Genomic DNA, 16,448 nt, shown 5'->3' with positions numbered 1-16,448 from the left:
TAAAACGCCCGCCTTTCGGCGGGCGTTTTCATGGGGCGTGATCCTCAGAACGGCGAATCCGGGAAATAGAACTGCTTGGCATTTTCCTTGGTGATCAGCGTCGCGTCGAGAATATACTCGCCGGCAACCGGCACCTGATCGTAGAAATGACCGGCTGTCAGCTGCATGGCGGTCGCCACCATCGCCGGCGGATACAGCACGTCGACCGGCACCAGCTTGTCGCCGTCCATGACCTTCTTGATCATGTCCTTGGAACCGGCGCCAGCAACGATATACTTGATATCGGTGCGTTTCGCCTGCTGGATGGCTTCCAGCACGCCGATTGCCATGTCGTCGTCCTGACACCAGACCACGTCGATCTTCTTGTATTTGGTCAGATAGTCCTGCATCACGCGGAAGGCGTCGTCGCGGTTCCAGTTGCCGTACTGGCGGTCAAGAACCTTGACGCTGGACCCGGCGATGCCCTTGTCAAAACCATCCTGGCGCTGCTGGTCGATCGGGATCGGCAGCCCACGAATGACCACCACTTCCGCATCAGGCGTAGTCTTCTTGATGTATTCGCCCGCCACCTGTCCAAGTGCCGGATTGTTACCCGCGACATAGAGATCGCGGATCGAGTTGTCGTTGACGCTCGGCGCGCGGTCCACCAGCGCAACGAAGGTGCCCTTGTCCTTGATCTCCTTGATGGCGTTAACGAGCGGATCGGGATCCGACGGCAGAACCACCAATGCGTCTAGCCCCTGCACGGCAAGATCCTGAAGCGCGTTTGCCTGGTTTGCGGCATCCGGCGAGGTCTTGACGATGACGTTCAGGCCCGGATGCTCCTTCATCAGGAGCTTGGCCACACGCTCGGCATGATAAACGACGCCCGCCGTCCAGCCATGGTCGGCCGCCGGAATGGACACGCCGATCGTAACCTTCTTGTCCTGCGCCTGAGCAGAACCTGCCAGCACCGTTGCCAGCGCGGCAAAGGCCACGCCGATGAATTTTCTACGCATAGTCTCTTTCCTCCCAAGACCGGGGCGTTCCTCCTCTTACAACCGCGCCTGCCCCACATGGCGCGGCCAAACTCCCATCATTCCGCTACCTGCGGCTCAAAGAGCGCTGCACCAGCATGGCGATGATGATGATCGCGCCCTGAATGGCGCCGATCAGATATTCACTGACGAAGTTCGACAGGATCATGATGTTGCCGACGATCTCCAGAATGAAGGCGCCGCAGATCGTGCCCCAGATGCGCCCTACCCCGCCGCGCAGCGCCGTGCCGCCGACGACGACGGCGGTGATGGCCTGCAATTCCCACAACATGCCTGTGGTGGCGGATGTGGAGGCGAGACGCGGCACGTAAAGAAGCACGGCAACGGCGACACAGAGCCCCTGAACCACATAGGCAATCGTGCGGACCCGCACGACCGAAATGCCGGAATAGCGCGCTACATCCTCGCTTGAACCGACGGCCGTCAGGTGCCTTCCGTAACGGGTGCGGTACAGCACGAAGGCGGCGATAGCCGCCGTCACGAAAATCACGACGACCGGCACCGGCACACCGAGAATATTGCCGAAATAGACCGGACGATAAAGCGTCTGGATCTCCGGATTGCGAAGCGTGATCGCTCCGCCCTGCGACAGCCAGGTGGTCAACCCGCGATAAATGCCCATGGTGCCGAGCGTGGCGATAAAAGGCTCGATGCGGCCGATGGTGGTGATGAGACCATTGGTCAGCCCGCAGGCTGCGCCGATGGCGATGGCCAGCGCCATGGCGGCGAGCAGCATCAGCACCGGGCTGGCGATGACACCGCTGTTCATGAACAGGATCATCAGGCTGGCGACGAAGGCAACCATGGCGCCAACGGAAAGATCAAGCCCGCCCGATGTGATGACATAGGTGGCGCCAAGCGCGATGATGGCGATGAAGGCGCTGCGGGTCACGACATTCAAAAGATTGTCGATGCCGATGAAATTCGGATTGGCGATGGTGCCAAGCACCAGCAGCAGGGCCAGCGCCACGAAAGGCGCGACGGCGCGCAGGTCCCAGTCCTTCGAGGTCTTCGGCGTTTTGCCGTTATCAATTGCGGCCTCAGTCATATTTCCCCTCAATTGTCTTTTCTTCAGGCCTTATTCGAATGACAGGCGCGCCTCAGGCGAATTCCTGCGTGTGAACGCCCGTCGCCAGCGCCACGATGTCGTTTTCGGTCATCCGCTCGCCCGCTACCTCGCCGACGATCCGGCCCGAACGCATCACCAGAATACGGTCGCAGATGCCGATCAGCTCCGGCATTTCAGAGGAAACGACGATGATCGACCGACCCTCATCCGCAAGGTTCGCGATGAAACGGTAAATCTGCTCCTTGGTGCCGATATCAATACCGCGCGTCGGCTCATCGATGATGACGATGGAGGGATCGAGCAGCATCATCTTGGCCAAGAGCAGCTTCTGTTGGTTGCCGCCTGACAGCTGGCCCGCAAGCAGGTCCTTGCGGCCGGTGCGGATGTCGAAATCGCGCACAGCATCATCGAGCGCCTGCGCCTCCCGGCGGATATCGATCTGAAACAGCCGGCTGAACTTGTTGAGTGATGCGAGCGTAAGATTAACCCGCAGATCCTTGCTCAGTAGTAATCCCTTGCCCTTGCGGTCTTCGCTCAGGTAAACGATGCCGGCCTTCAGGCTGTCTTCCGCCTTTGCGAAGTGCACCTGCCGACCGCGATGGCGGATTGTTCCGCGTCCGGCCCGCAGGCCGAGTATCCCCTCCATCAACTCCGTTCTGCCCGCCCCCACAAGGCCGGCAAAACCGAGGATTTCACCCTTGCGCAGGCTGAAACCGGCATCCTGCGCATAACCTGGAACGGTGAAGTGCTCCACCTGCAGAACCGGTTCGTGCTCGCCGCCGGCATGCCGATCCGGATAAAGCTTGGCGACATCGCGCCCCACCATCAGCCGCGCCATATCAGCCGGCTCCAGCTCCGAGGCCGGATGCGAGGCGACGAGCCGGCCATCACGCAGGACAGTCACCCGGTCGGCGATCTGCTTCACTTCAGGCAGGCGATGCGAAATATAAAGCACGGCCACACCCTTTGCCCTGATGTCGCTGATGACATTCAGCAGCGCATCGGTCTCGATGGGCGTAAGGCTTGCGGTCGGCTCGTCGAAAATGACGACGCGATGCGGCACGAGCAGAACGCGGGCGATCTGCACCAGCTGCCGCTGGGCAATCGAAAGACTGCCGACGATGGAGTCTGGATCGATCGTGCCGCCGAGATCGGCTATCGCCTTTCGGGCTCCAGCCCGCATGGCCCGGTCGTCCATCACCGGCCCCCGGCGCAATTCACGACCCAGATAGATGTTCTGCGCCACCGTCAGATCCGGCGCCAGCAATATTTCCTGATGCACGAGGACGATGCCGCGATGTTCGGCGTCCACCGGTCCGCTGAGCGCAACTGCCTCACCATCGATGCGGATTTCCCCGCCCGTCGGCTTTTCATTGCCGGCCAGGAGCTTCATCAGCGTCGACTTGCCGGCACCGTTCTCGCCGATGATGGCGTGCACCTCGCCGGCGCGCACCGCGATCTCGATGTCCTTCAGAACCTGAACCGGTCCAAAGGATTTCGACAGCCCCACCGTCCGGACAAGAACGGGGTCTGAAGTCTCGTCAGCAGAAATCATGCGCCGTCACCGACAACAGGTGAAAACGAACGGCTTTTGCGCCTCGATCTTACTTGATTTGACCATAAGCGAACTCCTCCCAAAGCTCTGAGAAGAAGCTAACGTCCGTTTTGAGGTACGTAAAGCAAATTTCGCTCGTCTTTTAGAATACACTGAAATTTTACCGGCCAGACAGCACGTTCCAGCGCTTCGTTCATACAGAAGGGGGACGCTGGAAGCCTTTCATGAGACGATGCATGGCTTCTGCGCCTTCCTTCACCAGGTCGAAACGTTTTCCAAACAGCAGCCAGTCGTAAACGATGCCTTTAATCAGCCAGTAGAGCGCACCGAGCGCCGATTCCGCCGTCCAGTTGTCATTGAAGACGCCTTCTGCCTGCGCCCGCTGAAAAGCCGCTTCAAGCCGCTCCTTCTGGTTACGGTCCAGCTCTTCCTGCGCATGCAGCACGGGGGCGAATTCGTCGGAATAGCTGGTGCGCAGGCTGATGGTCATGATGCGCTGACGCTGCTCGTCTTCCACTAGAAGCGCCAACCACTTGCAGACCGCCTCCTCGATCTTGGCCAGCAGTGCCGTTCCCTTGAGATCAGGATCACCAAAATCCAGCAGATCCGATTCCGGCAGCGCCACCGATTCGTAGAGGCCGATGAAAAGGTCGGCCTTGCTGGAAAAATGCCAATATATCGCGCCGCGCGTGACACCGGCTGCGGCCGCCACCTCATCAAGAGAGCTGTTGGCCACGCCCTTTTTGAAGAACACCCGCTCGGCGGCGGCAAGGATCGCCTGACGCGTCTCTTCTGCCTCGGCCTTGGTTCGGCGCATGCTGATGTCTCCTTTCAATCACGGCACGGTGCTTTCGCACCGTGCCTCTTTGCTGTGCCGGGCTGTCACTCAGATGATTGCCTTGATCGCATATCTACCCGGCCTTCCCATCGTTTTATTCGGCCGGCGATACGGCGTCAGCAGCAATCTCGCTGCCCTTCTTCCGATCTCCGAAAATCTTCATGACAAAGACGAAGAACACGGGAACGAAGAAGATCGCAAGGATCGTCGCCGAGATCATGCCGCCGAGAACGCCGGTACCGATGGCGTTCTGGCTGGCCGCACTCGCGCCTGACGCAATCGCCATTGGCAGGACGCCGAGCGAGAAGGCGAGCGAGGTCATCAGGATCGGCCGGAAACGCAGATGTGCCGCCTCCACCGTGGCATCATAGGTGGATTTTCCCTCCGCCCGCAAATCCTTGGCGAATTCGATGATAAGGATCGCATTCTTCGCCGAGAGGCCGATGATGGCGACGAGGCCCACCAGGAAGTAGACGTCGTTCGGCATACCACGCAGCATCACCGCCGCCACTGAACCGATGACGCCGAGCGGTACCACCAGCATAACGGAGAGCGGAATGGACCAGCTTTCGTAAAGCGCCGCCAGCAACAGGAAAACGAACAGCACGCTGAGGGCGATCAGCGCCGGCGCCTGCGAGCCGGACTGGATTTCCTGCAGCGACTGGCCGGTCCATTCGAAACCGAAACCGCTAGGCAATTCGCGCGCGAGACGCTCCATTTCGGCAATCGCATCACCGGAGGAGTAACCGGGGGCAGACTGGCCGCTGATACGGATCGCCGGATAGCCATTATAACCGACCACCTGCGAGGGACCGCGCACCCATTCCACCGAAGCGAATGAGCTTACCGGCACCATGCCGCCATTGGCGTTGCGGACGTTGAGGTTCAAAAGATCCTCGGTCTTCATGCGCTGGCCCTGCTCGGCCTGCACCGTCACGCGCTGCATGCGGCCGGCATTGGGGAAGTCGTTGACGTAGGACGACCCCATATTGGCCGAGATGGTGGCGTTGATGTCGCTGAAGGTCACACCAAAGGTGTTGGCCTTTTCACGGTCGATGATGAGATTGACCTGCGCCGCATCCGGCATGCCTTCGATACGAAGACCGGCAAGAATGGGGCTCTGGCGGGCGGCAGCCATGAGTTGGGCACCCGCCGCGCTGAGTGCGGTCTGACCGGCACCCGACCTGTCCTGAAGGCGGAACGTGAAGCCGCTCGAGTTGCCCAGACCCTGAATAGGCGGCGGCGACAGGGCAAAGGACATGGCATCGGGAAGGCCCCAAAGCTTGCCGTTGATCCGGGCGGAGATGGCAGCAGCCGAATCCTCAGGTCCGCGCTCGCTCCAGTCCTTCAGCGTTGCGAAGGCGAGACCCGCATTCTGGCCGGAGCCGGAGAAGGAGAAACCTGAAACAGCGATGACCCTTTCCACGGCAGGTTCTTCCATGAAGATTTTTTCGATCTGCTGGATGGACTGGAGAGTACGCTCGGTGCTGGCTTCCGCTGGCGCCTGAACGTCGACAATCAGATAACCCTGGTCCTCGTTCGGCAGGAACGAGCTTGGCAGTTGCATATAGGCCCAGCCGAGACCGGCAAGCAGCGCCGCATAGATGATCATGAAACGGCCAGAGCGTTTGATGATGCTGCCGACTGAAGACGAGTATTTGTGTGAGGCCTTGTCGAAGCCGCGGTTGAACCAGCCGAAGAAACCCTTCTTCTCATGATGGCCGGCCTTGATCGGCTTCAGGAACGTCGCGCAGAGCGCCGGCGTGAGTGATAGCGCAAGGAAGCCCGAAAACAGGATGGAAACCACCATGGTCAGGCTGAACTGCTGGTAAATGATGCCGACGGCGCCGGGGAAGAAAGCCATGGGCACGAAGACCGCCGTCAAAACCAGCGTGATGCCGATAATGGCGCCCGAAATCTGGCCCATTGCCTTGCGGGTCGCCTCCTTTGGCGACAGATGCTCCTCCGCCATGATGCGCTCGACATTTTCAACGACGACGATCGCGTCATCGACGAGAATGCCGATGGCGAGAACCATGGCGAACATGGTGAGCACATTGATGGAGAAACCCGATACATACATGATGGCACATGTGCCGAGCAGCGCCACCGGAACCACCAGCGTGGGGATGATGGTGTAGCGGATGTTCTGAAGGAACACGAACATCACCACGAAGACCAGAATGATGGCCTCGATCAGCGTATGAATGACCTTTTCGATCGAAATCTTCACGAAGGGACTGGTGTCATAGGGAATTTCGTACTCGATGCCCTGTGGGAAATAGCGCGAAAGCTCATCCATCGTGGCACGCACGCCCTCTGAGGTTTGCAACGCATTTCCCGTCGGTGACAGCTGGACACCGATGGCGGCACTGGGCTTGCCGTTGAGACGGCTCGAGAAATTGTAGCTCTCGCCGCCCACTTCAACACGCGCGACGTCACGCAGCCGCACCGATGAGCCATCGGGATTGGCGCGCAGGACGATGGAACCGAATTCCTCCGGCGAGGTCAGCTGACCCTGAACGTTGACGGTTGCTGAAATCTGCTGGCCGACGGGGTTCGGCGATGCGCCGATACGACCAGCGGCAACCTGCGAGTTCTGCGCCTGGATGGCGCTGATGACATCGTTTGACGTCAGGCTGAGACCCAACATCTTGTCGGGGTCCATCCAGATACGCATGGAGCGTTGAGTGGCAAACAGCTGCGCGCTGCCGACGCCTGGCACGCGCCGCAATTCACCCAGCACGTTGCGGCTGAGATAATCGCCAAGACCAATCGCATCGGTGTTGCCGTCAACCGAGGTCAGCGCCACCATCATCAGAAATGATGTGCCAGCCTGTTCCACGCGCAGACCCTGCTGCGTCACAGACCGGGGCAGACGCGGTTCGACGCGTGCAATGCGGTTTTGAACTTCGACCTGGGCTTCGCCGATATTGGTACCGGGCTCGAAGGTCACGTTGATCGAAATACGGCCGGAGGATTCCGAGGTCGATTCAAAGTAAATGAGTCCGGGAACGCCGTTCAGCTCTTCCTCAATGGGCCTGGTAACACTCTGATAGATGTCTTCCGGCGATGCACCCGGATAGTTGGTGCCGATCGAGATCTGCGGTGGAGCCACATTCGGATATTGCGCAATCGGCAGCATGGGAATGGCGAGCACTCCCGCCAGCATGATGAAGATGGCGACGACCCAGGCAAAAATGGGCCGATCGATGAAAAAACGTGCCATGGAGATCGGTCCTTATTGCTTCGCGGCGGCGGCCGGGGCAGCGCCCTCGCTGCTGGCGGCGGCGACGTCGGGTTCCTGCAACCACGGCTCAGGCTTCACCTTGGCGCCCGGCGCGGTTTTCTGGAAACCTTCGGCGACGACGCGGTCGCCATCCTTGAGGCCTTCCGAAATCACCCAACGATCGCCAATCGAGCGACCGACGCTGACGCGCCGCTGTTCGACCGTGTCTTCGGCATTGACGACGAGCACGCTCGCCTGCCCGCCCGCATCGCGCTGTACGGCCTGCTGCGGAACGGCAAAGGCTGCCTTCTGGATGCCCTGCTGGATCTGGACGCGGACATACATGCCCGGCAAAAGATCGCCGTTCGGATTGGGAAATTCGCCACGCAGCGTCACCTGGCCGGTGGTTTCATCCACCGCCGCTTCGGAGAACAGAAGGCGGCCGGAAACCGGATAGCGGCTGCCGTCATCAAACAGCAGGTTGACTTCGGCCTCATTCTTACCGGTCATCAGCTGGCCGTCCTGCAGCGCCTTGCGCAGGCGAATGAGATCGGCTGCCGGCTGCGTGAAGTCGGCATAGATCGGATCCAGCTGCTGGATCGTCGCCAGGCTTTCCGAACCGGTAGCGCTGACCAGCGCGCCTTCGGTGATGCGCGCCCGGCCGATGACGCCGCTGATGGGAGCCTTCACATCGGCATATTGCAGATTGAGCCTTGCTTCCGCAACGCCGGCCTCCGCAACCGCCACTTCGGCATCGGCCTGCGCCAGCTGGGCAATGGCATTGTCGAATTCCTGCTGCGAGCCAACATTGGACCGGCGCAGCTGTTGCTGCCGGTCAGCCGTCTGCCGCGCCTGCAGTTGCGCGGCCTGCGCCCGCCGCAACGTGCCTTCGGCGCTGTCGACGCGCACCTGGAACGGCGCGGGATCGATCCGATAGAGGATATCACCTTCCTTCACCAGCGAGCCCTGCTCGAACACCCGCTCCACAATGATGCCCGAAACACGCGGGCGCACTTCGGCAAGCCGCGTGGGCGCAATGCGTCCCGGCAATTCATTGGTGATGGGCAGTTCTTCCGGCTTCACGGTCACGACCTTGACCGCACCGGGCGGCGGGGCGCCGGGCGCGGACGCCTGCTCATCGCTGCACCCGACCAGAACGATGCCTGTCAACAACATCGCTACGATCTGCCCAAATCTCTTCGCCATACTGCGCTCCGAATCCACAAAATAAGTCGTATTTACATACATACTAAGACGTATGTAAAATTTCGGCAATAGAATTGTTGCAGCGCAAAAACGCTCTCACGTGCTTGTGAAGCACTGCGGTCAGGGACGAGAAAATGGTGTCCCGCGTCCGGCGAGATGATAGAATTGGGGTTAAGCTGAAAGGTTATTGGCGGTCAGAGCGACATTGCCCTCGCCGCGTTACCCTTAGAAGAGGCGCTTCAACGACGAGGCTTCTGACTGAGGGCTACTTTTCGTCGTATCGCTATTGTCTGCCGAGCGGCTACGCAGTGCCGTATAATAGGCGTTCTTCTGCTCATACATGTTGATGTCTGCCCGGCGTACTACCGATTCCATCGTCTCGCCGACCTCACTGGTCGCGACACCCAGCGACAGGCTGAGCGGCGCGCTGGAATAGAACTGGTTGTTGATCTTCAGCAGTTCGTAGACCGTGTCGACCATGGCGGCGGCCACCTGCTTGTCGGCGCCGGGAAGAAGGATGGCGAATTCGTCACCACCGATGCGCGCCGCATGGTTTGGTGCGGTCACCACGCCGTTCAGCACCTCACCCATGCGTCGCAACAAAGCATCGCCGGCATCGTGTCCCAGCTTGTCGTTGGCGTCCTTTAGACCATTGAGATCGATAACGATGGCGGAAACCGGCCTGAGCGCGCTGCGCTCCAGCCGGTTCAGCTCGTCCGAATAGAAAGCGCGGTTGTGCAGCTTGGTCAGCACATCGTGCTTGCCGAGATATTCGAGATAGGCTTCCGCCTTCTTGCGCGCAGTAATGTCCGTCAACGCCACCTGCACCAGCGACCAGTCCCGCTCATGGCCGGGGAAGACGGAAAAATGCAGGAGAACGTGCCGCTCGGAACCATCTAGCGCATAATTCACCACCTCGCGGTGGTGGGTGAGATTGCCGTTCCAAAGCTCCATCAGTTGCTCACGAAACGGCTTTTCCATCTCATCGCGGAAAATGTCACCAAGCCGCTGCAGAAGAACCTGCCGGTCCGGTGCACAGAAAAGGTCGAGCGTCGCCCGGTTAACGTCGATAACGCGGATTTCGCTCATGCATTGCCGCACGAACTCCGGATGAACATCCATGAACACCCGGAAATCGACGATGCCACGCTCCCTGACCTCCTCGATCAGCCGCCGCACCCGGCTGAAATCTTCCACCCAGAGGGAGACCGGCGAATGTTTGAACATTCCCTCGGCATAGCGGCGGTTGAGAAGTTCCTTGCGGCGGGCTTCTTCCCGCTCCGTCACGTCCTCGGTGGTCAACAGCAGCCGGCCGAGGGTGCCCTCGTAGCCGGGAATGACCGCCCCGCGTAGCTGAATATCAAGCCGCTTGCCGCCGATCGAGTAGTTCACCGCATTGCTGGTGAATTCGGTTTTGCCCGCCCAGAGTTCGGAAAGCTCGTTCACATGGCTTTCCAGCATGTCGTCGCGAAAAATCCGGTGCAGATTGTCAACGAGATGCGCCTGGTCGCGGGCCTCGAACAGTTCCAGCGTCTTGGCATTGACCTTTATCACGCGGATTTTCTGCGAACAGGCCGCTACCCGTGACAAATCCTCCAGAAGAAAAGCTCTGATATCTTCGACACCCTCAGCCCGCCAAATATCGAACTGGCTCTTCACGGCGCTGAAATCTTCGATCCACATCGCCACGGGGGCGAGATTGAAGACATTGGTATCGATCGTCTCACTCATACGGGCATTCTTCTCGAAAAATAGATGCAGGCAGATGCCGGAATGGTGCGGAATGGCGGCAGCCGCCCGCATATCGGAATTTATTAGGGATATTCGATTTTAAGCAAGCATTTATCGCGCAAACTGCCGGATTGCGCGATAATTCCCTGGTTCCCGCAGTAGATGCCCTTACCAGAGCTTCACGTGGCGGTTCACATCCTTGTAGAGCAGATAACGGAACCGACCCGGCCCACCCGCATAACACGCCTGCGGGCAATAGGCGCGCAGCCACATGAAGTCACCGGCCTCAACTTCCACCCAGTCCTCGTTCAGCCGGTAGACGGCCTTGCCTTCCAGCACATAGAGGCCGTGTTCCATCACATGGGTTTCCATGAAGGGAATGGTCGCGCCGGGCTCGAAGGTAACGATGTTGAGATGCATGTCATAACGCACATCTTCCGGATCGATGAAACGGGTCGTTGCCCATTTGCCTTCCGTATCAGGCATGGCCGACATGGCGATCTCGTCTTCATGCGAGAAGATCGCCGGCGGCGGCTCCAGCCCGTCAACCCTCTGAAACGCCTTGCGGACCCAATGGAACTTGACCGGCGCCTTGCCGGAATTTGCGACCTGCCAGCGCGTACCGGCCGGCAGGTAGGCGAACGAGCCCTCGCGCAGGGCATGCTGTGCACCCTCGAACGTCACGGTCATTTCGCCTTCGACAACGAAGATCGCCGCTTGCGCCCTTTCGTCCGGCTCCGGCCGCTCACTGCCGCCACCGGGCTGCACCTCAACGATATATTGCGCGAAAGTCTCGGAAAAACCGGTCATCGGCCGGGCGATGATCCAGGCCCGCGTACCTGTCCAGTGCGGCAGCACACTTGTCACGATATCGGACATCACGGTCTTGGGGATGACGGCATAGGCGGTCTTGAAAACAGCCTTGCTTGACAGCAGTTCCGTCTGCCCCTGGAGACCGCCCATATCCGAATAATATCTCTTCATTTCAGCCATTCCATTCTGCGACGCATCAGGCGCGGATTCTTAGGCCCGCGATGTGGTTTAATCAAATAGTTATTGGCGATGGACAGGGGACGGGTCCCCTCGCGGAGAAGAAATATGCGCACCCTTCTATCTCAACCTTTCTTACGCATCGTCGCATAGACGATATTGTGGTTCTCGCCGAAGAACACCTCCGCTTCGATGCTTGAGGGATCAGCGCTGGCATTGATGATCCGCCACATATCCGCCTTCGAACGCAACAGCAGCGCCCAGTTCATGAAGGTTTCCATGTAGCCGTCGACAACGATGTCTTCTGAGAAATTGGCGAAGAGGAACATGCCGCCGGGTTTCAGCATCTCCATGCAGCGCCGTGTCAGCTTGATCGCCACACGGTCGTTCAGATAGTCATAAAGACCGGCTGCATAGATCAGATCGAAGCTGCCGAGCTCCTGCGTGCGCAGCACGATATCACGCACCGAACCGTCAATTGCCTCCACACCGCGACCGCCGAAATCACGGGCGACCGAGCCGACGCTCAAGGGGTCCTGATCCAGCGCCACCCAGCGCTTGATCCTGCCCTCTTTCAGCGCCACCGAAGCATCGGCCTCACGCAGGTGGCCGGAGGCAATGGTGAGGATTTCCGTATCCTCGCCATGGCGGGCGGCGGCCTCATCCACGAACCGTGTCAGCAGGTCCCGCCGCTCGCGCACGGCAACCGAGGAGCTCGCATCCTTCGTGTAATCGTAAAGGGCGGACCCCAGCGGCGAGGCGTTCTTCACCAGTTCGGCAACGCTGTCGTGACCGTAGATGAAGTCGAGCAACTGGGCGTCGCCCGAATAGCCCCTCGGCTTTTCAAACGACCATCGGGTGAAGGGATCTTCGAGAAAGTGCTCCGACACGGAGTGATTCTGCACCAGTGGAATCAGTTCAGCCCACACGCTGGAGTGGAGATTATCTCGCAGACCATGAAGTGCGCCCGCCGTTCTATGTATTATCTCATGTGCTGAAACACGACTGTCGAATTGCTGTTGTGCCAATTCGAGAATGAGTGCTACCTCTGCTTTCGCAACCGCGAACTGCTCATCGAATGTTTCCGTTCTGCGCGCAAAAATCTCTTTTGCGACAGTATCCGGGGTAATCAGACTTGCCCCGTCAAGATTTTTCTTCTTTACCCGAACCACATCAGCCTCCAGTATTAACACATTGTTAACTATACGTTTCTGGGAGACGGATGGCCACTCGCTTTCAATTTTTCAGCGGTGTAGGGATACATTAGTAAATTAGCGTATTTTTTTGGTCACACTCGTGGGCAGAGGAGAGAGCGGATACGCGATTCAGTGAAACTTAATGTCGGGAACGTATGATGCGTTCTTCCTCCCGGTGTCTGCCGCTCACATTGGGATAGATGAACAGGAACCCGCGCCGGTGTATTTGCACACGGAAAAGTGGAATAAGCAGTTACTTAATTAAGTATACGCAACACTATGGGAAAGTGCATGAAGCACACATTGGGAGAGGTGAGTGGACAACAAGACTATCGGCGGCCGGATTCCCGGTTTTCTGATGAACTTCTTGCCCTTTACCAGCAGGAAGGTGAGCGCAGTCGCCGCGGTTCAATCCGGCGAGGCTTGTGGACGGCCGTTTTCATCTATCTGCTATTTGCCATATCCGACATCATCCTGATACCCGACGTCGCGTCTTATACCATTGTTGCGCGCTTCGTCGTCGCCCTGTCATCCTTGCTGACGCTAGAGATCCAGCTGCACAAGGGCGCCAGCACGGCAGCCCTTGATCTGACCTGCGCCACTGCACTTGTCATGGGCTATATCGGCTGGCTGCTGCCGTCGCTTCTGACCGACAATCTCGAAAACATGTCCTATTACATGGTTTTCGGGGCGATCTTCATGATGGGCGCCAATCTGTTCTTCAGCTTCCGCTTCCATCTGTCGCTGGTGTCCTCCGGCATCATTCTGGTGACCTATTTTCTGGCGGCGACGCAGTTTCCAGAGGATATTTTCTACAAGTTCGCATTCGGCACCTTCTACATTTCGTGCTTCGTCTTCACCTCCTATGTGAACTGGAACCTCAACCGCGAGCGTTACCACGTCTTCGTCAACGGGCTGGAGGCAAAGGCGCAGCAGAAGGCGGCGGATGAGCGTGGTCAGGCGTTGCTGCGGCTTTCCAATACCGATTCCCTGACCGGTCTGCAGAACCGCCGCGCCATCGACCACCATCTGCGTCTGTTGTGGGACAATTGGGTCAGGAAGGAAGAGGGTTTCGCCGTTCTCCTGATCGATGTCGACTTCTTCAAGAAATACAACGACCGCTACGGCCACCAGGAAGGCGACAGATGCCTGATAACGGTGGGCAATGCCTTGCAGGATGCAATCATCGACCACGGCGCCTCGATCGGCCGTTATGGCGGCGAAGAGTTCATCGTGCTGGTGCCGTTCACATCCAAGCAGCAGGTTGGCGAACTGGCAGAGACGATCCGCCATACCGTGGAAGAGCTTTCGCTTGCGCATGACCAGCGTCGCGATGGCACCTTCATCGTTACCGTCAGTATTGGCGCCTCCTTCACCCGTCCGAATCCCGACGGCAAGCTGGAGAAAATCATCAACGAAGCCGACCGTGCGCTTTATATCGCCAAGGGCAACGGCCGCAACTGCATGAAACTGTTTGACCCCGAAGACCCGCATTCCAGTGATGAGACCGAGAACATTGCCGCCCTGCTGAAGATCGCTATCGCGGAAAATCTCGTTTCCCTCGTCTATCAGCCGATCCTCAACATCTCCACCAACGAGACCGCGGGGGTAGAGGCGCTGATGCGGCTTCGCCTGCTGGACGGTAATCCGGTCTCGCCCGGTATTTTCATTCCGATAGCCGAACGCACCGGCACCATCATGGAACTCGGCCTCTGGACCATCAAGACCGTCTGCAAGCAGCTTCTTGCCGATGACAGAGTGGATGTCGTCAGCGTCAACGTCTCACCGATGCAATTGAAAAATCCCGGTTTTGCCACCTCGGTTGCGGCCATCCTCGTGGAGGCCGGCATTGCTGGCAACAGGCTCGCCTTCGAGATCACCGAAGGCGTCGACATGGAAATGCATTCGGACGTCCTGCGCTGCCTGAGCGATCTGAAGACGCTCGGCATCAATATATGGCTGGATGATTTCGGAACCGGTTTCGCCGGCCTTTCATGGCTGCGCATGACGGATTTTGACACCGTCAAGATCGACCGCTCCTTCCTGCAGGACAGCAATACGCCGCGCGGCCGGGCGATGCTGCAGGACATGATCCGCCTCATCCGCAATCGCGGCCACAAGATCCTCATCGAAGGCGTGGAGACGGAAGAGCAGCTACGGCTCGTGCGCCAGATGGAGATCGACTACGCGCAGGGCTATTATCTCGGCCGCCCGGTCGTCGCCGAAAGACTGGGAGCGGCGGCAACGCCCTATCCCCGCCCCAACATGCTGCTGCGCCCCGCCTGATTTTAGGATGGCAGCGGCAGGCGGCCGGCATCCATAGGCCGCTTTAATGATAGGCGGGCGGCTCAACCGAGAATCTTGCTGCGAGCTCCGAAAAGGCCGCCCGTGTGACGGGATCGACAGGTGCGCCTTCCCTCTCCCGTTTTGCCGCGACGGCCCACTCCCGGTCACCCGGGGCCATGACCTTGCAGTCTTCGCGAGCGGGTGATCCTCGCAGCACTTCGAGATACCTCTTCATGCCCTCGTCAAACACGTCGCGCTCCAGAAAGGCCTCCGGCTTCAGGGCCAGAACGAAGGCCCCGAGCCCGCGCGGTGTGGCAAAATCCGGCCCGCCCATGGGGGCGAGATCGAAACTGAGCTTCATGCCGGAGAGAACTGCGCTGAAAATCTCGACCACACCCGCCAACGCCGCGCCCTTGAAACCAAACTCACCGCCGACCGGGGCGAGCATCTCGACGGCATTGGGATCACGCGTGTCAACGCCGTCGCCATCGGAGGCGACACCTTGCGGCAGTTGCTGGCCGAGGCTCCGGTAAAGCAGAACGCGATTATAGGGTACGGCGCTGGTGGCCATATCCAGCAGCCAGGGCAAGTCATCCGCTGCCGGCACACCGACGGCAATGGGGTTGGTGCCGTGGAAGCGCATTGCCCCATCATGCAGGCGCACGAAACTGTCTGAATTGCAGAAGGCAAGTCCGATATAGCCCTGTCGGGCCGCTTCCAGCGCATAGGCGCCGGCCGGACCGAAATGCGAGGAGTTGCGGATCGCCACCGCGCCAATGCCGAATTTTTCCGCCAGCGCCATGGCATTCTCCATGGCCGCATAGGTGGCGCGGGCGCCATGGGCATGGTCGGCGTCGATCGTTTCCACGGCGCCGAAGCCGGAAACGCGGCTGATCTGCGGCCGCCGATTGAGGCGTCCACCTTCAAGACCCGTGACATAGTGCGCGAGCAGGCGCACCCCATGACTGTCCACGCCGAGCCTTGTGCCATGCATCATGGCGCGGGTCGCCGCATCGGCCGTTTCCTCATCCGTGCCGACGGCCAGAAAAACGGCGCGGCAGAACCGCTCCAACTCGTCCAGCCTCGCCAGAACAGTGGCCTTTTCGTTACCGTGCGTCATGAGGGAATCCTACCCAATTCCAGAATCTTTGCCGCACAGGCTATTCATGGGGCGTGTTTTTGCAATGGCATATCGCGGCCGAAACGCTGATAAGCGCAGAGGATACGACATACCTCATATCCACAATTCAGGGTTTGCCCCGGAACCAAGGGCGATCAGGTCCATGGTTCAGGAACCCGAGTCTGCCGCAG

Annotated in this window: 11 protein-coding genes; 1 reads left to right on the top strand and 10 read right to left on the bottom strand. The window is 59.2% G+C overall.

Annotation, left to right across the window (positions count from 1 at the left end; translation table 11 throughout):
- Window positions 1–44 precede the first annotated feature (44 nt).
- The 9 genes from ACFVTJ_RS12990 to ACFVTJ_RS12950 form a co-directional block, all read right to left on the bottom strand.
- The gene (locus ACFVTJ_RS12990; protein WP_386907951.1) at window positions 45–998 is read right to left on the bottom strand and encodes a substrate-binding domain-containing protein; all 954 of its coding nucleotides are present in this window, start codon (window positions 996–998) and stop codon (window positions 45–47) included.
- An 85-nt stretch (window positions 999–1,083) separates the two neighbouring features.
- Window positions 1,084–2,085: an ABC transporter permease gene (locus ACFVTJ_RS12985; RefSeq protein WP_386907949.1), complete on the bottom strand. Its 1,002-nt coding sequence runs from the start codon at window positions 2,083–2,085 to the stop codon at window positions 1,084–1,086.
- 52 nt (window positions 2,086–2,137) lie between these two features.
- On the bottom strand, window positions 2,138–3,661 hold the full coding sequence (locus ACFVTJ_RS12980) for a sugar ABC transporter ATP-binding protein (RefSeq protein WP_386907947.1): 1,524 nt from the start codon (window positions 3,659–3,661) through the stop codon (window positions 2,138–2,140).
- Window positions 3,662–3,854: 193 nt separating this feature from the next.
- Window positions 3,855–4,478, bottom strand: coding sequence for a TetR family transcriptional regulator (locus ACFVTJ_RS12975; RefSeq protein ID WP_386907945.1), 624 nt, complete (start codon window positions 4,476–4,478; stop codon window positions 3,855–3,857).
- A gap of 115 nt (window positions 4,479–4,593) precedes the next feature.
- Entirely contained in the window at window positions 4,594–7,728 is a 3,135-nt protein-coding gene (locus ACFVTJ_RS12970) for a multidrug efflux RND transporter permease subunit (protein WP_386907943.1), read from the bottom strand.
- A gap of 12 nt (window positions 7,729–7,740) precedes the next feature.
- Entirely contained in the window at window positions 7,741–8,934 is a 1,194-nt protein-coding gene (locus ACFVTJ_RS12965; protein ID WP_386907941.1) for an efflux RND transporter periplasmic adaptor subunit, read from the bottom strand.
- A 225-nt stretch (window positions 8,935–9,159) separates the two neighbouring features.
- Complete coding sequence (locus ACFVTJ_RS12960) at window positions 9,160–10,665, bottom strand: diguanylate cyclase domain-containing protein (RefSeq protein ID WP_386907939.1); 1,506 nt, start codon at window positions 10,663–10,665, stop codon at window positions 9,160–9,162.
- A 168-nt stretch (window positions 10,666–10,833) separates the two neighbouring features.
- Window positions 10,834–11,658: a bifunctional allantoicase/(S)-ureidoglycine aminohydrolase gene (locus ACFVTJ_RS12955; RefSeq protein WP_386907937.1), complete on the bottom strand. Its 825-nt coding sequence runs from the start codon at window positions 11,656–11,658 to the stop codon at window positions 10,834–10,836.
- A gap of 122 nt (window positions 11,659–11,780) precedes the next feature.
- Window positions 11,781–12,827 (bottom strand): class I SAM-dependent methyltransferase, encoded by a 1,047-nt coding sequence (locus tag ACFVTJ_RS12950; RefSeq protein ID WP_386907936.1) that lies wholly within the window; start codon window positions 12,825–12,827, stop codon window positions 11,781–11,783.
- A gap of 315 nt (window positions 12,828–13,142) precedes the next feature.
- Between ACFVTJ_RS12950 and ACFVTJ_RS12945 the strand changes: the two genes are divergently transcribed.
- A complete protein-coding gene (locus ACFVTJ_RS12945; protein WP_386907934.1) occupies window positions 13,143–15,137 on the top strand; it encodes a putative bifunctional diguanylate cyclase/phosphodiesterase in 1,995 nt (664 codons plus the stop codon).
- Between the two features lie 43 nt (window positions 15,138–15,180).
- On the opposite strand, the gene ACFVTJ_RS12940 is transcribed toward ACFVTJ_RS12945, so the two are convergent.
- Entirely contained in the window at window positions 15,181–16,257 is a 1,077-nt protein-coding gene (locus ACFVTJ_RS12940) for an Ldh family oxidoreductase (protein WP_386907932.1), read from the bottom strand.
- Window positions 16,258–16,448 lie beyond the last annotated feature (191 nt).

This window comes from Agrobacterium sp. NPDC058088, assembly GCF_042885035.1.
In the GTDB taxonomy this organism is placed as follows: domain Bacteria; phylum Pseudomonadota; class Alphaproteobacteria; order Rhizobiales; family Rhizobiaceae; genus Agrobacterium.
Note: the sequence above shows the minus strand (reverse complement) of the source record. Positions and strands in the feature narration are given on the sequence as shown.